Annotated in this window: 18 protein-coding genes and 2 pseudogenes; 8 read left to right on the top strand and 12 right to left on the bottom strand. The window is 61.6% G+C overall.

From position 1 onward, the window contains the following. The first annotated feature begins 35 nt into the window (after nt 1–35). The 3 genes from ACTG2O_RS04320 (at nt 36) to ACTG2O_RS04310 (ending at nt 3548) form a co-directional block, all read left to right on the top strand. Nucleotides 36–1550 carry a YifB family Mg chelatase-like AAA ATPase gene (locus tag ACTG2O_RS04320; RefSeq protein ID WP_139400121.1) on the top strand — a complete coding sequence of 505 codons (1515 nt, stop codon included), beginning with the start codon at nt 36–38 and terminating at the stop codon, nt 1548–1550. 126 nt (nt 1551–1676) lie between these two features. Next, the gene (locus ACTG2O_RS04315; RefSeq protein WP_043823224.1) at nt 1677–2576 is read left to right on the top strand and encodes an acyltransferase; all 900 of its coding nucleotides are present in this window, start codon (nt 1677–1679) and stop codon (nt 2574–2576) included. A gap of 6 nt (nt 2577–2582) precedes the next feature. Then, nucleotides 2583–3548, top strand: a complete 966-nt coding sequence (locus ACTG2O_RS04310) for an acyltransferase (RefSeq protein WP_439975383.1) — start codon at nt 2583–2585, stop codon at nt 3546–3548. Here the strand turns inward: ACTG2O_RS04310 and ACTG2O_RS04305 are convergent. Together ACTG2O_RS04305 and ACTG2O_RS04300 are read right to left on the bottom strand one after the other, a co-directional pair. Continuing rightward, nucleotides 3473–3976 (bottom strand): DUF523 domain-containing protein, encoded by a 504-nt coding sequence (locus tag ACTG2O_RS04305; protein ID WP_439975382.1) that lies wholly within the window; start codon nt 3974–3976, stop codon nt 3473–3475. The genes ACTG2O_RS04310 and ACTG2O_RS04305 overlap by 76 nt on opposite strands. Then, nucleotides 3973–4623, bottom strand: a complete 651-nt coding sequence (locus ACTG2O_RS04300) for an NUDIX hydrolase (RefSeq protein ID WP_005339607.1) — start codon at nt 4621–4623, stop codon at nt 3973–3975. Before ACTG2O_RS04300 ends, ACTG2O_RS04305 begins: the two co-directional genes overlap by 4 nt. Before the next feature lie 74 nt (nt 4624–4697). Between ACTG2O_RS04300 and ACTG2O_RS04295 the strand changes: the two genes are divergently transcribed. Together ACTG2O_RS04295 and pncB are read left to right on the top strand one after the other, a co-directional pair. Continuing rightward, nucleotides 4698–5333, top strand: a complete 636-nt coding sequence (locus ACTG2O_RS04295; RefSeq protein ID WP_439975381.1) for a nicotinamidase — start codon at nt 4698–4700, stop codon at nt 5331–5333. Between the two features lies 1 nt (nt 5334). Continuing rightward, nucleotides 5335–6559, top strand: a pseudogene (gene pncB, locus ACTG2O_RS04290) (nicotinate phosphoribosyltransferase). A gap of 72 nt (nt 6560–6631) precedes the next feature. Here the strand turns inward: pncB and ACTG2O_RS04285 are convergent. The 9 genes and pseudogenes from ACTG2O_RS04285 to rph form a co-directional block, all read right to left on the bottom strand. Continuing rightward, nucleotides 6632–7239, bottom strand: a pseudogene (locus tag ACTG2O_RS04285) (thiol:disulfide interchange protein DsbA/DsbL). A gap of 229 nt (nt 7240–7468) precedes the next feature. Continuing rightward, the gene (locus ACTG2O_RS04280; RefSeq protein ID WP_139438151.1) at nt 7469–8458 is read right to left on the bottom strand and encodes a serine/threonine protein kinase; all 990 of its coding nucleotides are present in this window, start codon (nt 8456–8458) and stop codon (nt 7469–7471) included. Between the two features lie 103 nt (nt 8459–8561). After that, nucleotides 8562–10013, bottom strand: a complete 1452-nt coding sequence (gene ccoG, locus ACTG2O_RS04275; RefSeq protein WP_257691084.1) for a cytochrome c oxidase accessory protein CcoG — start codon at nt 10011–10013, stop codon at nt 8562–8564. A gap of 155 nt (nt 10014–10168) precedes the next feature. Further along, on the bottom strand, nt 10169–10432 hold the full coding sequence (locus ACTG2O_RS04270; RefSeq protein WP_005339598.1) for a YihD family protein: 264 nt from the start codon (nt 10430–10432) through the stop codon (nt 10169–10171). Between the two features lie 30 nt (nt 10433–10462). Next, a complete protein-coding gene (locus tag ACTG2O_RS04265; protein ID WP_005339596.1) occupies nt 10463–11617 on the bottom strand; it encodes a GGDEF domain-containing protein in 1155 nt (384 codons plus the stop codon). 127 nt (nt 11618–11744) lie between these two features. Next, a complete protein-coding gene (gene cueR / locus ACTG2O_RS04260) occupies nt 11745–12134 on the bottom strand; it encodes a Cu(I)-responsive transcriptional regulator (protein WP_005356117.1) in 390 nt (129 codons plus the stop codon). Then, entirely contained in the window at nt 12135–14564 is a 2430-nt protein-coding gene (locus tag ACTG2O_RS04255) for a heavy metal translocating P-type ATPase (RefSeq protein ID WP_439975380.1), read from the bottom strand. A gap of 180 nt (nt 14565–14744) precedes the next feature. Continuing rightward, the gene (gene pyrE, locus ACTG2O_RS04250) at nt 14745–15398 is read right to left on the bottom strand and encodes an orotate phosphoribosyltransferase (protein ID WP_216952344.1); all 654 of its coding nucleotides are present in this window, start codon (nt 15396–15398) and stop codon (nt 14745–14747) included. 75 nt (nt 15399–15473) lie between these two features. After that, nucleotides 15474–16190 (bottom strand): ribonuclease PH, encoded by a 717-nt coding sequence (gene rph, locus ACTG2O_RS04245; protein WP_266135709.1) that lies wholly within the window; start codon nt 16188–16190, stop codon nt 15474–15476. A 147-nt stretch (nt 16191–16337) separates the two neighbouring features. Here rph and ACTG2O_RS04240 point away from each other — a divergent pair, with 147 nt between their 5' ends. Beyond that, entirely contained in the window at nt 16338–17201 is an 864-nt protein-coding gene (locus ACTG2O_RS04240) for a YicC/YloC family endoribonuclease (RefSeq protein ID WP_005342032.1), read from the top strand. Nucleotides 17202–17321: 120 nt separating this feature from the next. Here the strand turns inward: ACTG2O_RS04240 and ACTG2O_RS04235 are convergent, their stop codons facing one another. Further along, a complete protein-coding gene (locus tag ACTG2O_RS04235) occupies nt 17322–18227 on the bottom strand; it encodes a LysR substrate-binding domain-containing protein (protein WP_005356102.1) in 906 nt (301 codons plus the stop codon). A gap of 120 nt (nt 18228–18347) precedes the next feature. Between ACTG2O_RS04235 and ACTG2O_RS04230 the strand changes: the two genes are divergently transcribed. Further along, on the top strand, nt 18348–19475 hold the full coding sequence (locus ACTG2O_RS04230) for an S-(hydroxymethyl)glutathione dehydrogenase/class III alcohol dehydrogenase (protein WP_005307638.1): 1128 nt from the start codon (nt 18348–18350) through the stop codon (nt 19473–19475). Nucleotides 19476–19524: 49 nt separating this feature from the next. Beyond that, a complete protein-coding gene (gene fghA / locus ACTG2O_RS04225) occupies nt 19525–20361 on the top strand; it encodes an S-formylglutathione hydrolase (protein WP_236285036.1) in 837 nt (278 codons plus the stop codon). The last annotated feature ends 34 nt before the right edge of the window (nt 20362–20395 follow it).

Genomic DNA, 20395 nt, shown 5'->3' with positions numbered 1-20395 from the left:
TAGTCAGAACATATATCAACTCAAGGACGGGATTTATGTCATTAGCTGTGGTTTATAGCCGTGCCAGCCTCGGGATCGCGGCCCCGCAAGTTACAGTGGAAGTTCACCTCTCCAACGGCCTGCCCGCCTTCAACATGGTCGGCCTGCCGGAAACCTCGGTGAAAGAGTCGCGAGATCGGGTGCGCAGCGCCCTGCTCAACGGCAATTTCGAGTTCCCGAGCAAACACATCACGGTCAATCTGGCCCCCGCCGATCTACCCAAGGAGGGGGGCCGTTTTGATCTGGCTATCGCCATCGGCATTCTCGCTGCTTCCAAGCAGATACCGGCAAAATACCTGCTCGATCACGAATTTTTAGGCGAGTTGGCTCTGACCGGCGAAATTCGCCCTGTGCTCGGGGTGCTGCCCGCCGTGCTCGCCTGCCGGGATGCGGGACGCACCCTGCTGGTACCGCGGGAGAACGGCCCGGAAGCCTCTCTCATTCAGGATGCCGAGGTGCGCACCGCCCATCAGCTGCTGGCCGTCACCGCCTGGCTGGCAGGCCAGTACGAACTACCACTGCCAGATCCCCAAAGCGCGGAGAGCCTGCCAGATGTGCCGGACCTGCAGGATGTGATCGGCCAGTCACAGGCCAAGCGGGCGCTGGAGATCGCCGCCGCCGGCAGCCACAACCTGCTGTTCATCGGCCCGCCCGGCACTGGCAAGAGCATGCTGGCGAGCCGACTGCCCGGCATCTTGCCGCCGCTGAGCGAGCAGGAAGCGCAGCAGACCGCCGCCATCCACTCCATCGGCGGCCTCACCCCACGCGCCGGCCACTGGCACCACAGACCCTATCGCACGCCCCACCACAGTGCCTCCGCAGTGGCGCTGGTGGGTGGTGGCAGCCACCCGCGGCCCGGCGAAATATCGTTGGCCCACAACGGGGTGCTGTTTCTCGACGAGCTGCCCGAATTCGAGCGCAAGGTGCTCGACTCCTTGCGCGAGCCGCTGGAGACGGGCCACATCACCATCAGCCGGGCCGCCCGTCAGGTGGATTTCCCCGCCCGCTTCCAGCTGGTGGGCGCAATGAATCCTAGCCCCTGCGGCCACTATGGCGATGGCCAGACCCGCTCCAGCCCGGATCAGATCCTGCGCTACCTCGGCAAACTCTCCGGCCCCTTTCTCGACCGCTTTGACCTGACGGTGGAGGTGCCACTGCTGCCCAAGGGGAGCCTGACCGGCAAGGCGGAGCGGGGGGAGTCTAGTCAACAGATCCGCGATCGGGTACTGGCGGCGCGAGAGCGCATGCTGAGCCGTAACGGCAAGCTCAACAACCTGCTGGATAGCCGTGAGATAGAGGATATTTGCCGCTTATCAGCGCAAGATGCCGAATTTTTGGAGAATGCTATCCAGAAGCTGGGGCTCAGCATCCGGGCCTGGCATCGCATCCTGCGGGTGTCACGCACCATCGCCGATCTGGCCGGGCAACCCGCCATCGGCAAGGAGCATCTTATTGAGGCGCTCGGTTATCGCGCCATGGACAGGCTGCTGTCGCGATTGCGCAGCAGCTGACAGAAGGGAAAGGGTGAGTCCAACCCCGTAACGGCTCTGAATGGTCTCGCAGGCAATCGGCTGATATTATGGCCACAGATCTGACCACTTGATGGCCCTTTATCGACAGCAAGACGGACCCGACTCATGCCCAACAAGCTGACAGAGCGACTGCGCGGCAGCCTCTCCACCCTGCTCTATTTTTTCAACACCCTCTTCTGGTTTGTCCCCATCTTCTCGCTGGGTCTGCTCAAGCTCCTGCTCCCCCTCAAGGGGTGGCGCACCCTCTGCAACTGGCTGCTCGATGGCTGTGCCAGCTGCTGGATCGGTTTCAACAATCTGATCCAGAAAACCATCATCAAAACCCCTTTCGAGGTGGTCGGAGTGGACAAAGGGCGCCGGAATGAGTGGTATATGGTGATTGCCAACCATCAATCCTGGGTCGACATACTGGTACTGCAGCGGGTTTTTAACCAAAAAATCCCCTTCCTGAAGTTTTTCCTCAAGAAAGAGCTGATTTGGGTACCTTTTCTCGGTCTGGCATGGTGGGCGCTCGACTTCCCCTTCATGCGGCGATATTCCAGAAAATTTCTGGAAAAGCATCCCCATCTGAAGGGAAAAGACATAGAAACAACCCGTAAGGCCTGCGCCAGGTTCCGCCACATTCCGGTGAGTGTGATGAACTTCGTCGAAGGCACCCGCTTCACCGGCAGCAAGCATCAGAAGCAGGGCTCGCCCTATCGTCACCTGCTGCTCCCGAAAGCGGGGGGCATCGCCTTTACTCTGGCCGCCATGGGTGATCAGTTGCATCAACTGGTGGATGTCACTATCGCCTATCCGGACGGCATCCCCAGCTACTGGGACTTCATGTGTGGCCGGGTCGGGCAAATCAAGGTTCAGGTCCGCTATTTGCCGATCGACCGCAAGCTGGTGGGGGATTACTTCAATGACCCCGAGTTCCAACAAGAGTTTCAACAGTGGTTGAACGGGATCTGGCACGAAAAGGACCAGACCCTGAGCCAACTGCTGGCAACCAAGGCGCAGTAAACATTCATGCTATCCCTGCTTCCCGGCCCGCTGATGCTGATCATCAGCGCGGGCCTGACCATCCTTTTCACCGCCTTGTGCGCCAGTCTGATCCTGCTGGTGTCGCTGGCCAAACTGTTGCTGCCGATCCCGGCCTTTAGCCGCGCCTGCAGCCGGCTCAACAACCGCTTCATGAGACTGTGGCTGGCCTGCAATGCGCTGGTGATCCGCCTCACCACCCGCATTGACTGGCAGGTGGAGGACAATACCAAGCTGCGCAAGGATGGCTGGTATCTCATCATCAGCAACCATATGAGCTGGACCGATATCGTGGTGCTCGGCCACCTGTTCCGCGATAGGCTGCCGGTGCCCAAGTTCTTCATGAAGCACGAGCTCATCTACATCCCGCTGCTGGGGCTCGCCTGCTGGGGGCTCGATATGCCCTTTATGCGCCGTTATTCGAGAGAGTTTCTGTTAAGAAATCCGCACCTGCGCGGCAAAGATATAGAAACCACCCGCAACGCCTGCGAGAAGTTTCGCCACATCCCCACTACCGTCATCAACTTCGTGGAAGGAACCCGCTTCACCGAGCAGAAACGGGATGCGGCCCGCTCCCGCTACCGCCATCTGATGCCCCCCAAGGCGGCGGGGCTGGCCTTTACGCTGGCAGCCATGGGCGAGCAGTTCGACAGCCTGATCAACGTCACCATCCGCTATCCGGACAACGCCGAGACCCCGTTCAAGGACTTCCTGATGGGACGGGTAAAACGCATTCAGGTGCGGATTGAGGAGCTGCCGGTGAATGAACAGCTGATAGGAGATTACTTCAACGACAAGCAGTTCAAGCGCGGTTTTCAGGAGTGGCTAAACCAGCGCTGGCAGGAGAAGGACGAGGTGCTGGAGGGGTGGCAGAGCGGTCAGGTGCCGCTGCCGGTTGCCGCCAAATCCGGGGAAGAATCCAAAGAGAGCGCAGAAGCCAACTCGGCCAACTGATTTTCGGAAAAGACAGCAATCCCGTGGCGGCGCAGCAGGGCGGTGGTCTTGCCCTCGCCCGCCACAGAAACACCTTCGAAGCGGCCGTTATAGATACGGCCGCTGCCACATGAGGGGCTCCCCTCTTTCAGAAGGGCAAAGCGAATGCCCTGCGTCTGACAGATTTCCAGCGCCAGCTCGGCGCCACGGTCGAACTCAGCAGTCACATCCAGCCCGCTCGCCGTCACTACCCGTTCGCCCTGTCGCTCGGCAGGAGGACGCGGAGTTGGCAAACCGCCCGCCACTTCGGGGCAGAAGGCCAGCACCTGCCCCTCGGCACCCAGCGCACTCAGCCAGTCGCTGACAATCCCCTTGCTCTGACCGTCGTAACGCACTGGCTGACCCAGCAAACACGCGCTGACCAGCACACGAACGGGATTCGCACTCACGCTTCCGCTCCGTGCATCACTTGATCGAACATCACGCAGCAGGGGCTCTCCAGCCGGTAGAGGATGGCAGGGCGCTGTTTGCCGGTGCGTTTGCGGCCGGTATCCACCAGAATGTCGGCGCGATGGATCCGCTTGCGAAAGGCGGCCGTATTCATGGGTGTTTGCAGGATGATTTCGAAGGCACGTTGCACCTCTGAGAGGGTGAACTCGGGCCCCAGCAGTTGCAGCGGCAGGGTGCTGTAGCGGCTCTTGATCCGCAACCGCTCCAGCCCCTTGGCGATGAGCTGAACATGGTCGAAGGCGAGGCTCAGCCCCGGCAGGTTGGCGAGCGGATGCCAGCAGCCGTGGATCGCTTCCACTTCCGGATCGACCAGACAGAGATAGACCAGGGTCGTGGACCAGCCGCGGGGATCCCGCTCCAGATTGCCGAGGGTGCAGACCTGCTCGCTGTAGCAGTGACCGAGCCCCCACTCCGCCAGCAGGCGGCGCTGGGCGGCATCAAGATCCCGATCCCGGGTCTCATCGATACGCAGCGCAGGCAGTTGCCAGCAGTGGGCAAAGGGGGGGCGATCGCGGGTCTCGAGGAGCAGCTCGAGCCGCTCCTCATGCAACCGCAGCACCACCATATCCAGACTCATTCTCAGCATGCCGATCGCCCTGCTCGCCTTCCATTAATGTTTGGTAGATAATATCACACGAATAGTATGTGCAGGAGCCAATCATGGGAACCGTCGCCAGCCTGGATATTGATGCGCAGAAGGGCTTTACCCCCCTCTGCCCGAACGAACTGCCCGTCGCGGGCGGTGATGATATTGTGGCTGCGCTAAACGCTCAGGCCACCCTCGCCACGCTGCGGATCGGCAGCAAAGACTCTCACCCTGCCAATGCCGACTGGGCCGTCTCTGACCCCGCCGGCATGCTGCTGCCGCTGGATCTGCCCAATGCAGACCTCACCTGGCCGGTACACTGCGTTCCGGGCAGCAAGGGCTTCGAGCTGCTCGACGGCCTGCCCGCTCCCATCGACTATGACTTCTTCGTCTGGAAGGGGGTCGAACCGGATCTCCATCCCTACGGCACCTGCTTCCACGACATGGCCGAACGGCGCAGCACCGGACTCATCGAATTCCTGCAAGCCCGCAAGGTCGATACCGTACTGGTCGGCGGCCTCGCCACCGACTACTGTGTCAAAACCAGCGTGCTGCAACTTCGCCGCGCCGGTTTCCGGGTGATCGTCCATCTCGATGCCTGCCGTGGCATCGCGCCCGCGACGGTTGCCAGCGCCCACACCCAGATGATCGAGGCTGGCGCCGAACTGGCCCAGACCCTGATCGATGTACAACGCCTGCTGGACGCCTGATATGCCACCGATTTACCAGCCTGCTCGACACCGATGCCTACAAGCTGCATATGCAGCAGGCGGTGTTCCATCGCTATCCGGATGCCGAGGTGGTGGCCGAGTTTCACAGCCGCAATGAAGAGGATCTGCTGCCCATGATGGGCCAGATCGAGGAGCAACTGCGCCTCGCCGGTTCCCTGCGACTGACCAGGCCAGAGCTCGATTTTCTGGCCGAGCGCCCCTTCTTCACCCCTGACTACCTCGACCACCTGCGCCGCAAGCCGCTCGACGCCTCCCTGCTCAAGGTGTTCGAGCAGGATGGCCGCATCAATGTGCGGGTCGAGGGCCCCTGGCAGGATGTGATCCTGTGGGAAATCCCGGTGCTCGCCATCATCAGCGAGATGCGCAACCGCTTCCGCTACCCCCAGTTCGGCGTCAGCCACGCGCTGGAGCGGCTCGATCAGAAGATCGACAAGCTGGAGAAGGAGCTGAGCCGCGATGAGATGAGCGAGTTCAACCTCATCGACTTCGGCACCCGCCGCCGCTTCTCTCACGCGGTACAGGATGCGGTAGTGGGTCGCCTCAAGGAGCGGCTGCCGGCGTTTCGCGGCACCAGCAACTACATGCTGGCCCAGAAGTACAAGCTGCCCGCGGTCGGCACCCAGGCCCATGAGTGGTTCCAGGCGCACCAGCAGCTCGGCTTCCCGCTGGAGCACAGCCAACGCGCTGCCCTCACCAGCTGGCTGGACGAGTTCACCGACCATCTCGGTATCGCCCTGACCGACTGCATCACCATGGATGCCTTCCTGCGGGACTTCGACTTCGAGCTGGCCAGCAGCTATCAGGGCTTGCGTCACGACTCCGGCGATCCCGTGGTGTGGGGCGAGAAGGCGATCAGCCACTATCAGCGCCTTGGCATCGACCCCACCGACAAGACCCTGGTCTTCTCCGACGGGCTCAACCTCGACAAGGCGGTGCAGCTGTTCCGCCACTTCCGTGGCCGCATCAACACCAGTTTCGGCATCGGTACCAAGCTCACCTGCGATCTGCCCGGTGTCAGCCCGATGAACATCGTCTTCAAGCTGGTGTCAGCCCGATGAACATCGTCTTCAAACAGGCGTTCCACGATCGAGTGCAATGGCGGCCCGGTCGCCAAGGTGATCAATCCGACAGCCCAGGCAAGACCCTCTGCCGGGATGCGGAGTTTTATCCGCAACCTCAAACAGGCGTTCCACGTCGGGGTCTGATCTTCCCGAACACCAGAAAACAAAAAGCCCGCCGGTTCGCACCGGCGGGCTTTTTTATCGACTCAAGGGGTATCAGTCTTTCTTGGCCAGCAGGAACTGCACCAGCTTGTTGAACTGCTCTTGAGAGGTGATGGATTCAATCTTCACCATGTACTTGCCGTTCACCAGGAAGGCCGGTACACCGCGAATGTTGTAGCTCTCGGTGTTGCGATCGAACTGGGAGACCATGCCAGAGACGGCAAAGCTGTCGACGGCACCGTCGAACTCTTCAGCCGGTACGCCGTTGTCCACGAAGACTTCTTCACGTCGTCACGGCTCATCGGCGGCTGACGCTGGGTGTGGATCTTGGTGAAGATGGCAGGAGTCAGCTTGGCTTCGGCATTGAGCAGGCTGGCAACGGCATAGGCACGCTGCATCTCGGGGCCCATTTCGCGGCCGAGGAAGGCAACCGGGTTCTTCTTGAGGGGCACACCCTCTGGCAACCCGGCCTTCAACTGTTCAACGATCGGTTCGAAGGTAGCGCAGTGCGGGCAGTAGTAGGAGAAAAACTCCATCACTTCCGGCTGGGCACTGCCAGTCTGTTTGACCACATCGTAGTTGACGCCTTCCTTGAACTCGGGGGCGGCGTGAACCATGGGGATCATCAGCATGGCAGCAAGGAAAAATAGAACTTTTTTCATGATGTTTCCTGTTAAGGGATCACTGTGAGGCACGCCCGGCGAACCGAAGCAGTGCCAAGCCTATTGTTTCGCCATGCTGACGTCAATGGTCAGGGCTGGAGATCGAGTCCCCCTTGCCGCGCAAGATCCCTTCTATTTCACCAGTTTGGCATCAGGCTCAACGGTGGTGCCTTGAGTGCCTCCGGCTAATCGTGCCAAAGGTGGGGCTATCTGCTGGCCGCCGGATAAGTTACCACCCCGGCATCAGGGTCAACGGCGGTGCCTTCAGCGTTTCCAGCTGATCGTGCAGGGTCGCAATCTGTTGACGCCAATAGTGATCGGTATTGAACCAGGGGAAGTGACGGGGGAAAGCGGGATCTTCCCAGCGCCGTGCCAGCCACGCCATGTAGTGAACGATGCGCATCGCCCGCAGCGGCTCGATCAGCGCCAGCTCCCGCGAGTCGAACTCCATAAACTCCTCGTAGCCCGCCAGCAGGGTGTCGAGCTGGATCTGCTGCTCGTGGCGCTCGCCGCTGAGCATCATCCAGAGATCCTGAATCGCGGGGCCGGTGCGGCAATCATCGAGATCGACAAACATGGGGCCATCGCGCCAGAGGATGTTGCCCGGGTGGCAGTCGCCATGCAGGGAGATCTGCGCCACATCGAGGGTCATGGCGTCGCTGACATGCTTGATCAGCTCGTCCAGCACCCCGAAGAATTGCTTCGCCAGCCCGCTTGGCAGCCACTCGCCAGACGCCAGCAGCTGACGCGGTTCGTGCAGCATGCTCTCCACATCGAGCCGCACCCGATGATGAAACGGCTTGCTGGCGCCGATCTGATGAATGCGGCCGAGGAAACGCCCCACCCACTCCAGTTGATCGAGATTATCCACTTCGAACTGGCGGCCACCGACGCTTTGCCAGATGGCAAAGGGGTAGCCCTCGTGCTCCAGCAGGGTCTCGCCCGCGAAGGCGAGCGGCGCGGCGACCGGGATCTCAGCCTCTGCGAGACGGGTGGCAAACTCGTGCTCCTCGAGGATCTGGGCCCGGCTCCAGCGGCCGGGACGGTAGAACTTCACCACATAGCGGCGACGATCCTCATCCTGAAACTGATAGACCCGGTTTTCGTAGCTGTTGAGCTCGATAAGGCCGGAGTCGAGCCGCAGGCCACTGAGATCGAGCGCATCCATGATGAGGTCGGGATTGAGGTCGGAATAGTTGAAACGCATGTCATCCACCATAAGAAAGGGGCGCCGTTGCGCCCCATTCTATCACTACTGCCCGCCATTGCCGTGCTCGCTGGTGACCGGACTGGTGTCACGCCCGGCCCGCAGCCACACGCAGTTACAACCGGCTGATAAACTTGCTGCCCTGGCGCAGGTTGCCCTTGCTGTCATCGGGCGCCGCCCCCTCCCGTTTCAGCACGAACTGGATATCCAGCGCCGGCCGTTTCAGGTTGTAGGGATCGACCGCCAGACTGACCGGCAGGGTGTAGATCTCACCCGCCTTCAGGGTCACTTTACGGGGGCCGAACCACTGATACTCAGGCAAGCCCTCCACATCCAGCTGGTAGGTCTGGGACTGCAGGGTCTTGTTGAGGATCTTGAGGGTGTAGGTGTTCTCAATCAGCCCCTCGCTGTTTTCGCGGAACAGCTGGTTGCGATCCCGCAGGATATCGAGCCCCATCGGCATGATGGACATGGCGTTGTAGACAAATACCCCCAGCATCACCGCCATCACCAGCCCGTAACCAATCAGCTTGGGCCGCGCCACATGGGTCGAGTCGTTGGCCAGCTTGTGCTCTGTGGTGTAGCTGATGAGCCCTTTCGGGTAGCCCATCCGCTCCATGGTTTGGTCGCAGGCATCGACGCAGGCGCCGCAGTTGATGCACTCGTACTGCAGGCCGTCGCGGATATCGATACCGGTCGGGCAGACCTGCACGCAGAGATCGCAGTCGATACAGTCACCCAACCCCATCGCCTTGGGATCCGCCTTGCGGGAGCGGGCGCCACGGGTCTCGCCACGCTTGGTGTCATAGCCGACGATGAAGGTGTCCTTGTCGAACATGGCGGACTGGAAGCGGGCATAGGGGCACATGTGGATACACATGATGGCACGCATCCAGCCTGCATTGCCGTAGGTGATAATGGTGAAGAAGAGCACCCAGAACAGCACCCATCCGCTGGCCTGCAGGGTGAAGAGATCCGGCACCAGTTCAGTTACATCCTGGAAGTAGGCGACGAAGGTCAGGCCGGTCACCAGCGAGATCGCCAGCCAGGCCAGATGCTTGGCCCCCTTGCGAGCCAGCTTCTCGCCGCTCCAGGGCGCCTCGTCCAGCTTGCGCCGCTTGTTGGCGGGCCCTTCCAGCTTCTCTTCAAACCAGATGAACATGAAGGTCCAAACCGTCTGCGGGCAGAGATAGCCACACCAGACCCGACCGAGGAAGGTGGTAATAAAGAAGAGTCCGAAGGCGGCGATCATGAAGAGCCAGGCGAGCAGGGTCAGATCCTGCGGCCAGATGGTGGCGCCAAAGATATGGAACTGCTGGTGACCGAGGTCGAACAGCACCGCCTGTCGCCCGTCGTAACGCAGCCAGGGCAGCAGCACGAACAGCGCCACAAAGAACCAGCCCATGGCCTTGCGCATCCGCTGCCAATACCCTTTCTGGGCCCGCACATAGATGCGGTTACCCGGGTTGAATCTGTCGTCGCTGGCTTTGAACGTATTGGGGTTGAAGGTCCCGGTTACGCCCTTGTCGGTGACGTCCTTGATATCGATTTTATCGTGGTCGGCCATTGCAAGACATCGCTCCCTTATTTGTTATGGAGCGGATTATATCTTAAACAGCATGCTAATTGTGTGGATTAGATGTATCTAATATTGGGGTTGGATCGCAATTTTCGGCAACAAAAAAGCGCATCACCCCGAGGTGATGCGCTTCCGCTAAAGATTCACTTGATTCCGCGTGCCTTGAGCAGTGCCTCTTTGAAATCGGGCACATGATCCTTGGCCAGACCGGGGATCATCGCCTGCTTGTCGGATTCCCGCATTTTGAGGTGATAGATCAGCATGTCGTCGGTCAGCTCGGACAGAGGCCCTTCAAATCCCGCTTCTTGGGCCAGTTTGGCAACAAACTGCACCAGGCTGAGATCCTGTTCCTTGATCCAGGCAGGCTGCAACAACTCCAGCAGCTCTTCGATACGATGACATTGCATAGACAACCTCTTTAATCTGTCACGTTAAATTCAGGCAACCTTACCCATCAAGGCTACTTCGATTCGATCCCGCCCATTATGCTTGGCCTGATAGAGTGCCGCATCCGCTTTTTGGATCAAATCGGCGATTTTCATGCTGTTGTCCGGTATCAGTGTCGCAACACCAAAACTACATGTGACCCGACCGGAGACCAGTGACTTCTGGTGCGGGATGGCCAGCTCCTTGAGCGCCTGCCGCACATTGTCCGCCACCTGCAACGCCCCCTGCATGCCGGTGCAGGGCAGCAGCAAGGCGAACTCTTCGCCGCCATAACGGGCCGCCAGATCGTCCTCGCGCCGCTCCACCTCGGCCAGCAGCCCCGCCACCTGTTGCAGGCAGTCATCCCCCAGCTGATGGCCGTAGAGATCGTTGAACTGCTTGAAATAATCCACATCCACCAGCACCAGCGACAACGGCGCCCGGGCGCGATGGCAGCGCCGCCAGGCCCGCTCCAGAGAGTCGTCGAGATGGGCGCGGTTGGCGATGCCGGTCAGGCCGTCGAGGCGGGAGGTGAGGCGCAAATGCTCTGAGACCGCCTTCAGCTCGGCCACCAGTTCGGCGTTGGAGAAACGGTGGTGGAGCGAGGCGATCTGATCCCGCCGCATCCGGCGCAGCAGGGTCGGCAGAAAGACAAACAGATAGCCCGCCAGCATGCAGGAGACGATCCGCTCCTGCTCGTTGCCATTGCCCAGCTCGAACAGCATCGCCATGCCCAGCGGCAGGGCGGAACCATAGAGGGTACGGCGGCTGCCAAACAGCATGATGGCGCTGCCGGTAAGAATGAGGCTGGAGAGCATCATCATGGCGGCCCGGTAGGTATCGGGCAGCTTGTCCATGTAGAGCAACACACCCAGCGCCCAGATGATGGAGGTGATGGTGGCTCCGATAAAGAGCTCCCGCTCCAACACCGGCAACGGTGTCTGGTGCAGGCGGGCTCGGCGCCAGCGCAGGTGCCAGCCCCGACCCAGCAGCCACAGGAAAGTGCCTGCCAGCCAACCGAGCGCTTCGATGGCGGGTAGATAGTCGTGAAACAGCAGACTCCAGCCAAATGCCAACACGCCCAAACAGGGGAGACTGAACGATGCATGGGTATAGAGCTGGGCCATAATGGCCTGCTTAACCTGGCGTGTCACACTCTGGGTCAACTGAGTACTCCTGTACAAGAGCCGAGCAGTCTACCATTACCCCCTGACCCGCAACAATAAAGCGCCGCTTATTAAGAAGTTAATCAATCAATAACGATTTCTTCTGCGCTGGCAGGTGAGTCCTTGCTCACCCCTTCTCCAATTCGTCGAGGATCGGGCACTCGGGATTTTCATCCCCGTGGCAGCAGCAAACCAACCCTTCCAGGGAGGTAAGCATGGCCTGCAAGCCGGCAATGCGAGCCCGCAGATCGACGATCTTCTCCTGCGCCAGCTTCTTAACCTGGGCACTGGTTCTGTGCTCGTCCCGATAGAGCGCCAGCAGCTCCTGACACTCCTCCAGATTGAAGCCGGTCTCCCGCGCCCGTTTGACGAAACGCAGCTCACGCAGCGCCCCCTCGGTGTAACTGCGATAGCCGTTGTCACTGCGTACCGGGGCTGTGATGAGGCCAATGCTCTCGTAATAACGGATGGTCTTGGCGGTCAGCCCAGTGGCCTTGGCAACCTTGCTGATGTTCATTTATGCCTCCTTACTGATCGGGTTGGATGCTGGCCCGTGCGCCGCCTTGGGCTGCCAGCGTTTCAATAACAGGGAATTGCTCAAAACGGTGATGCTGCTCAGGGCCATGGCCGCCCCCGCCAGCTCGGGGCTCAGGTAGCCCAGCGCCGCCAGCGGAATGCCGATGATGTTGAACACGAAGGCCCAGAACAGATTCTGCTGTATGGTGCGCCAGGTCGCCGCCGAGATGTCGATGGCATCGGCCACCAGCCGCGGGTCGGATCGCATCAGGGTGATGGAAGCGGTCTCCATCGCCACGTCGGAGCCGGAGCCCATGGCGATACCGACATCCGCCGCCGCCAGCGCCGGGGCGTCGTTCACCCCGTCCCCCACCATAGCCACCAGCCCGCGGGTTTGCGCCCGCAGCGCCTCCACTTTCTCCACCTTGCCCGCTGGCAGCACGGAGTCAAAGGCCCCGTCCAGCCCCAGCTTGGCGGCGATATGGGCCACCGGCGCTGGTGCATCGCCGCTCACCAGCCAGCTGGCGATGCCGCGCTGACGCAGGGTGGCGATGGCTTCCGGACTCTCGGGGCGCAGGGTATCAGCCAGCGCCGCGATACCAGCCACCACGCCGTCGATGGCCACCCAAACCCGGGTCGCGCCATCGGCGGCTTGTTCATCCTGTTGCGGCTGATCAATGCCCAGCTGGGCCAGCAGGGAGCCATTACCGATGGCGACCCTGTGGCCCGCCACCTGACCGACAATACCGGCACCGACCCGCACCTCGACCGCGTCGGGCTGAGGCAGTGCCACCCCGCTGCCGACCGCCTCGCGCATCGCCAGCGCCAGCGGGTGTTCGCTCGCCTGCTGCAGGGCGGCGGCCAGATGCAACTGCTCGTCATTGCCGCTCCAGCTAGCCAGTACCGGCTTGCCCTGAGTGAGCGTGCCGGTCTTGTCGAAGATCAGCGCCTTGATGGCGTGGGCCTTCTGCAGGGTATCGACATCCTTGATCAGAATGCCGTGACGCGCCGCGACGCCGGTACCGGTGACGATGGCCGCCGGTGTGGCCAGCCCCAGCGCACAGGGGCAGGCGATCACCAGCACCGCCACCGCTGCCAGCAGCGCCTGACCGAAGTCGTTGCTGATGGCGTACCACACCAGCAGGGTGAACAGGGCGATGGCCATCACCACCGGTACGAACACGGCAGAGACCTTGTCCACCAGCTGTTGCAGCGGGGCCTTGCCCATCTGGGCGCTCTCCACCAGCGCGATGATCTTGTTGAGGCTGGAGTCCTCCCCCACTGTCGTGGCTTCGATCTCCAGCACGCCGGAGCGGTTGATGGCACCGCCCAGCACCTTGCCGCCCACACTGCGCGGCACCGGCAGGCTCTCGCCGGTGAGGATCGATTCGTCCAGTTCGCTGGCGCCGCTCACGATTCTGCCATCCACCGGCACCCGCTCACCCACCAGCACCCGCAGCCGATCGCCACGTAGCACCTCGTCGATAGCGACGCTCTGCCAACTCTCGCCACGCCAGACGGTGGCAGTTTCCGGTCGCAGCGCCATCAGTTCGCGAATGGCGGACTGGGTGCTGCGTCTGGCCCGTGCCTCCAGCAACTTGCCGAGAGAAATCAGGGTGATGATGATGGCGCTCGCCTCGAAATAGAGCTTGCCGCTGGCAGCCATCCCCAGCGTCAACAACAGATAGAGGCTGTAGAAGTAGGCCGCACTGGTGCCGGTGGCCACCAGCACATCCATATTGGCTGCGCGGTTCTTGATGGCGAGCCAGGCGCCGCGATAGAAACGGGCCCCGATCCAGAACTGCACCGGGGTGGCGAGCACCAGCTCCAGCCAGGCGGGTAGATGCCAGGGGAACAGTCCGGCCATGGCCAGCATCCCCACCAGCAGCGGCAGAGTCAGCAGCGCCGAGATGATGACCCGGGTCTGCGCCTGACGGGCTGTGGCGGCTTCCTGCGCTTCCCGCTCCAGCAACTGTTGGCGGCGGCCGCTGGCCGAGCCTTGTGCCAGCTGGGCGCCAAAGCCGAGCGCCTCGATCTGCTCGCGCAAAGCGGCGGGCGTCTGCATCCCGGGGACCAGTACGATCCGGGCCTGCTCGATAGAGAAGTTGACCTCGGCCGAGATAACGCCGGGCAGCGCGGCCAGCATCTTGTTCAGCCGAGCCGAGCAACCGGCACAGGTCATGCCGGTGATTTGAAACTGGATGGTCTCGCTGCCGTAGTCGTAACCCTGACTCTTGATGCTGTCGAGCACCGCAGGCAGGCGATCGGGGCTGGCCAGCTCGATGGCAGCCTGCTCCAGCGCGAAGTTGACGGTGGCCGATACCCCGTCGAGTTTGTTGAGACTGGCTGCGATGCGGCCTGCGCAGTTGGCGCAGCTCATGCCGCTGAGCGGCAATTGCAGATGAATGGGTGATTGAAGATGAGTGGTCATGTTGTTCCTCCCCGGAACCCGTCGGCACCACAAAACGCCGACTGGCAAACCCTAACCTTTACTGCAAGGGTAAACTCAAGCCACATGATCCACTTTTTGCAGATGAAAAAAACGGCGCCCGTTTGCTGCCAGAGAGCCAACGGGCGCCGCCTTCAACTATTGTGCGGTGTGAACTGCGACTCAGATACCGTACTGGGCGCGGTAAGCCTTCATGGCAGCCAGTTGCGCCGCCAGATCCGGCTGCTCGGCCTGCTTCTCTTCCAGATAGGCAATCAGGTCGCTCATCTGAATGATGGCGATGATGTGGGCGCCGTAGTCACGCTCCACCTCCTGAATGGCGGAGAGCTCGCCCTTGCCCTTCTCCTGACGGTCCAGCGCGATCAGCACGCCCGCCAGCGAGGCGCCGTTGGCCTGGATCAGATCCATGGATTCGCGGATGGCGGTGCCGGCGGTGATAACGTCGTCCACCAGCATGATGCGCCCCTTGAGCGGGCTGCCCACCAGATTGCCACCCTCGCCGTGATCCTTGGCCTCCTTGCGGTTGAAGCACCAGGGCACATCCACATCGTGTTGCTCCACCAGCTGCACGGCGGTGGCGGAAGCGATGGGGATCCCCTTGTAGGCCGGGCCAAACAGCACATCGAACTCGATGCCAGCATCCATCAGGGCGGCGGCATAGAAGCGGCCGAGACGGGCCAGATCGCGGCCGCTGTTGAACAGACCGGCGTTGAAGAAGTAGGGGCTTTTACGACCGGATTTCAGGGTAAATTCACCGAATTTGAGAACCTGTTTCTCCAGGGCGAACTCGATAAATTGACGCTGGTAGGCTTTCATTCTGGCTCCTTGCTTGGCTTGTCGTTGTCTTGTGTGGGGGTATAAAAAAACGCGGTCAATGCCGCGTTTTTAAAATCAGGAGAGCGACTGCTTCTGCAGCGCAATGATGTCGGCGATGCCGCCCTTGGCGAGCGCCAGCATCGCCAGCAGCTCTTCGTGGGTGAAGGGCTCGGCCTCCGCAGTGCCCTGCACCTCGATGATGCGACCATCTTCGGTCATCACCACGTTCATGTCGGTCTCGGCGGCGGAGTCTTCGATGTACTCCAGATCGCAGATGGCTTCGCCCTGATACATGCCGACGGAGACGGCGGCGATCATCTGCTTGAGCGGGCTCTGCTTGATCATGCCCTTCTCGACCATCCAGTTCAGCGCATCCACCAGCGCCACGCAGGCACCGGTAATGGAAGCGGTGCGGGTGCCGCCATCGGCTTGCAGCACGTCACAGTCAACTGTGATGGAGTGCTCGCCCAGCGCAGTCAGGTCTACCGCCGCGCGCAGGGAGCGGGCGATCAAACGGGAGATCTCCAGAGTACGGCCACTCTGCTTGCCGGAGGCCGCTTCGCGGTTCATCCGGGAGTGAGTGGAGCGCGGCAGCATGCCGTATTCGGCAGTCACCCAGCCCTGGTTCTTCCCTTTCAGGAAGCGCGGCACGCTGGTGTCAACGCTGGCGGTGCAGAGCACGCGAGTGTTACCGAACTCCACCAGCACTGAGCCTTCTGCATGTTTGGTGAAATTGCGGGTAATGGTAACCGGGCGAAGTTGCGCGGCACTGCGATCGCTTGGACGTGACATGGAACGGACCTCTGGGCTGGCTCAAATTGGCGGGGGATTATAAGTGATCCCGCCCCAAATATCAGCCGCTAAAACCACGGCATCGGCTGACGAGCAGGGCCGGGCTGAGTATACTGGCCGCACACTTCATCAAGCCCGGAACAATCAATGATTCACAGCATGACCGCCTACGCCCGCAAGGAATTCAAGGGCGACTGGGGCACAGCCGTTTGGGAAATTCGTTCGGTAAACCAGCGCTATCTGGAAACCTACATTCGCCTGCCGGAGCAACTGCGCAGCCTGGAACCGGTTCTGCGTGAGCGTTTCCGCGCCAAGCTGCAGCGCGGCAAGGTGGAGTGCAACCTGCGTTTCGAGGCCGCTCAGGCCGCAGCCAGCCAGCTGCACATCAATGAAGAGCTGGCCAAGCTCATCATCGACAGCGCCAGCTGGGTAATGAAAGAGGCGGGTCAGGGCCAGCTCAACCCGGTCGACGTGCTGCGCTGGCCGGGCGTCATGGCTGCCGCCGAACAGGACATGGACGCGGTCGCCACCGAGCTGCTCGGCGGTTTTGACCAGACCATGGAAGATTTCCTCGCCTCCCGCGCCAGCGAGGGGGCCAACCTCAAGGCGCTCATCGAACAGCGTCTGGCCGGTATTCAGGTGGAAGTGAAGAAGGTGCGCGTCCACCTGCCGCAGATCATCGAGTGGCAGCGCCAGAAGCTCACCGACCGTCTGGCCGAAGCCAAGGTGGAGCTGGACCCGGCTCGCATCGAGCAGGAGATCGTGCTGCTGGCCCAGAAGATCGACGTGGCCGAAGAGCTGGATCGTCTGGAGATGCACATCAGCGAGACCAACAAGATCATGAAGAAGGGTGGCGCCTGCGGCCGTCGTCTCGACTTTATGATGCAGGAGTTCAACCGCGAGTCGAACACGCTTGGCTCCAAGTCCATCAACGCCGAAGTGACCCAGTCCGCCGTCGAGCTGAAAGTCCTCATCGAACAGATGCGCGAGCAGATCCAGAACATCGAATGATGGGTCGCTGACTATCCGGTTGTTACCTGCAAAAGAGCCCTTGATTCCTCAAGGGCTCTTTTATTTTCCGGCCATCGCACCTGTCGCCCGCCGCCGGTGAGTCAACGGCTGGGGAGCGCCCTAGCCTATCGGCATCACCAGTGTCGGTTGGTGCGGGTCGCTCAGCCGTTCGGCCAGATAGTCCACCAGCAGCCGCACCTTGGGGGAGAGGTGGCGGTTGTGGGGATAGAGGGCCCAGATCCCCTCTGCCGGAGCCCGCAGTTCGGGCAGCAGCTCGATCAGCTCCCCCCGGGCCAGATGGTCGCTCACGTAGTAGTCCGGCAGCTGGATGATGCCGATCCCCTTGAGCGCCGCATCCAGCAGGGCATGGCCGCTGTTGCACTGCAACAGGCCGCGCACCCGCACGCTGTGGGGGCGACCATCCAGGGTAAAGTGCCACTCGTCACTGTTGCCCACCAGACAGGTGTGGCGGGTCAGCTCGGAGAGGCTATTGGGTATGCCGTGGCGGGCGGTGTAGGCCGGTGAGGCGCAGACATAGGGCACCCGCTGCGCCAGCTTGCGCGCCACCAGCGTCGAATCCTTGAGATGGCCTAGCCGCAGCGCCAGATCGTAGCCTTCATGCACCAGATCCAGCAGCTGGTTGGTGAGGTTGAGGGTCACCTCCAGCTGGGGGAAGCGCACCATAAAGTCATTCACCAGCGGGGCGATGCGGCTCTCGCCGTAGGAGACGGGTGCCGTGATGCGCAGGGTGCCTTGCGGTACCGCCTGATGGCGCCCCACCGCCAGCTCCGCCTCGTAGAGGTTATCGAGCAGCTGACGGCAGTGGCGATAGTAGATCTCGCCAAGCTCGGTGAGTCGCACCTGACGGGTGGTACGCAGCAGCAGCTTGGCCTGCAGCCGATCTTCCAGCTGTGCCACCTGCCGGCTGACTTGCGCCACCGACACCCCCAGCTTGCGCGCCGCCGGGGTAAAGCCCCCCTGCTCCGCCACGCTGACAAATTCACAGATCCCTTCCCAGCCGAACATTATTACCTGTGTGTAAAAGTGATTTGAGATTTGCCCTCATTATCACCAAATCGGCGGGAAACTACACTGAATGCCCGAACTCATCTCTGTTCACCCTGCTCAACAAGAAGGATGTCATTCATGGCACAGGTTCAAAGCATCAAGTGTAAAGCCGCCATCGCCTGGGGTCCGGGTCAGCCCCTCTCCATCGAAGAGGTCGAAGTCATGCCGCCACAAGCGGGCGAGGTGCGGGTGCGCATCGTCGCGACCGGTGTCTGCCACACCGATGCCTTCACCCTCTCCGGTGAAGATCCGGAAGGGGTCTTCCCCTGCATTCTCGGCCACGAGGGGGGCGGCATCGTCGAATCGGTCGGCGAAGGGGTCACCAGCGTCAAGGTGGGGGATCACGTGATCCCGCTCTACACCCCCGAGTGCGGCGAGTGCAAATTCTGCAAATCCGGCAAGACCAACCTCTGCCAGAAGATCCGCGCCACCCAGGGCAAGGGGCTGATGCCGGACGGCACCACCCGCTTCTCGAAAGATGGCCAGCCCATCTATCACTACATGGGCACTTCCACCTTCAGCGAATACACGGTACTGCCGGAGATCTCCATCGCCAAGGTAGACCCGGCCGCCCCGCTGGAAGAGGTCTGCCTGCTCGGTTGCGGCGTCACCACCGGCATCGGTGCCGTGATGAACACCGCCAAAGTGAAAGAGGGTGAGAGCGTCGCCATCTTCGGGTTGGGCGGCATCGGCCTCTCCGCCGTGATCGGGGCTCGCCTGGCCAAGGCCGGCCGCATCATCGCCATCGACATCAACGAGAGCAAGTTCGAACTGGCCCGCAAGCTGGGCGCCACCGACTGCATCAACCCGAACGACTACGACAAGCCCATCCAGGAGGTGATCGTCGAGCTCACCGACGGCGGCGTCGACTTCTCGTTCGAGTGCATCGGCAACGTCAAGGTGATGCGCGCGGCGCTGGAGTGCTGCCACAAGGGCTGGGGCGAGTCGGTCATCATCGGCGTGGCCGGCGCGGGTCAGGAGATCAGCACCCGTCCGTTCCAGCTGGTCACCGGCCGGGTCTGGCGCGGCAGCGCCTTCGGCGGCGTGCGCGGTCGCAGCGAGCTGCCGAGCTACGTGCAGCGCTACATGCAGGGCGAGTTCAAGCTGGACGACTTCATCACCCACACCATGGGGCTTGAGCAGATCAACGAGGCGTTCGATCTGATGCACGAAGGCAAGAGCATCCGCAGCGTCATCCACTACTGAGCATGATCACCCCGCCTGCCACCGTGGGCGGGGTGCAGGAGTTCCCCCGATGAATCTGGACATAATCAGCAGCAACAAGAGCTTCGACGGCTGGCACAAGCGCTATCGTCACCGCGCCAGCGTGCTCGGCTGCGAGATGAATTTTGCCATCTATCTGCCGCCTCAGGCCCTCACCGGCCAGAAGGTGCCGGTGCTCTACTGGCTCAGCGGCCTCACCTGCACCGATGAGAACTTCATGCAGAAGGCGGGTGCCCAGCGCATCGCCGCCGAGCTCGGCATCGCCTTGGTAGCGCCGGACACCAGCCCCCGCGGCGACGGCGTGGCCGACGATCCCGGTTATGACCTCGGCATGGGCGCAGGTTTTTACATCAACGCCAGCCAGAACCCCTGGCAGGCGCACTACCAGATGTATGACTACGTCACCCGCGAGCTGCCTGACTTGATAGAGACTCACTTCCCTGTCTCGACCCGACGCGCCATCAGCGGCCACTCCATGGGCGGTCACGGAGCGCTGATCGCCGCGTTGCGGGAGCCGGGTCGCTACCGCTCGGTGTCGGCGTTCAGCCCGATCTGCCACCCGAGCCGCTGCCCCTGGGGCCAGAAGGCGCTCGGCGCCTACCTCGGCAGCAATCCGCTGTTGTGGCAGGAGTGGGATGCCTGCCAGCTGCTGCGCCACCAGCCAGTCACGCCGCTACCAACCTTGGTGGATGTGGGGCTGGATGATCCCTTCCTCGCTGAGCAGCTGCATATCGATGCGCTGGCCGAGGTGGCGGCCAACAAGGAATGGCCGCTGGAGCTCAACCGCCATGAGGGCTATGACCACAGCTACTACTTCGTTGCGAGCTTTATCGAGGCGCACCTGCGCTTTCACGCCCGCCACCTCTGATCAAAACAGGCCCGTAACGGGCCTGTTTCAGTTG

This window comes from Aeromonas sp. 61P (assembly GCF_051919545.1).
GTDB lineage: Bacteria > Pseudomonadota > Gammaproteobacteria > Enterobacterales > Aeromonadaceae > Aeromonas > Aeromonas veronii.
The sequence above is the reverse complement of the archived record's forward strand: the minus strand, read 5'-3'. Positions and strand labels throughout refer to the sequence as shown.

Coding starts and splice junctions, on each gene's coding strand:
- ACTG2O_RS04320 (WP_139400121.1), top strand. CDS start 36: ATGTCATTAGCTGTGGTTTATAGCCGTGCCAGCCTCGGGATCGCGGCC.
- ACTG2O_RS04315 (WP_043823224.1), top strand. CDS start 1,677: ATGCCCAACAAGCTGACAGAGCGACTGCGCGGCAGCCTCTCCACCCTG.
- ACTG2O_RS04310 (WP_439975383.1), top strand. CDS start 2,583: ATGCTATCCCTGCTTCCCGGCCCGCTGATGCTGATCATCAGCGCGGGC.
- ACTG2O_RS04300 (WP_005339607.1), bottom strand. CDS start 4,623: ATGCTGAGAATGAGTCTGGATATGGTGGTGCTGCGGTTGCATGAGGAG.
- ACTG2O_RS04295 (WP_439975381.1), top strand. CDS start 4,698: ATGGGAACCGTCGCCAGCCTGGATATTGATGCGCAGAAGGGCTTTACC.
- ACTG2O_RS04280 (WP_139438151.1), bottom strand. CDS start 8,458: ATGGTGGATGACATGCGTTTCAACTATTCCGACCTCAATCCCGACCTC.
- ccoG (WP_257691084.1), bottom strand. CDS start 10,013: ATGGCCGACCACGATAAAATCGATATCAAGGACGTCACCGACAAGGGC.
- ACTG2O_RS04270 (WP_005339598.1), bottom strand. CDS start 10,432: ATGCAATGTCATCGTATCGAAGAGCTGCTGGAGTTGTTGCAGCCTGCC.
- cueR (WP_005356117.1), bottom strand. CDS start 12,134: ATGAACATCAGCAAGGTTGCCAAGGCCACTGGGCTGACCGCCAAGACC.
- ACTG2O_RS04255 (WP_439975380.1), bottom strand. CDS start 14,564: ATGACCACTCATCTTCAATCACCCATTCATCTGCAATTGCCGCTCAGC.
- pyrE (WP_216952344.1), bottom strand. CDS start 15,398: ATGAAAGCCTACCAGCGTCAATTTATCGAGTTCGCCCTGGAGAAACAG.
- rph (WP_266135709.1), bottom strand. CDS start 16,190: ATGTCACGTCCAAGCGATCGCAGTGCCGCGCAACTTCGCCCGGTTACC.
- ACTG2O_RS04240 (WP_005342032.1), top strand. CDS start 16,338: ATGATTCACAGCATGACCGCCTACGCCCGCAAGGAATTCAAGGGCGAC.
- ACTG2O_RS04235 (WP_005356102.1), bottom strand. CDS start 18,227: ATGTTCGGCTGGGAAGGGATCTGTGAATTTGTCAGCGTGGCGGAGCAG.
- ACTG2O_RS04230 (WP_005307638.1), top strand. CDS start 18,348: ATGGCACAGGTTCAAAGCATCAAGTGTAAAGCCGCCATCGCCTGGGGT.
- fghA (WP_236285036.1), top strand. CDS start 19,525: ATGAATCTGGACATAATCAGCAGCAACAAGAGCTTCGACGGCTGGCAC.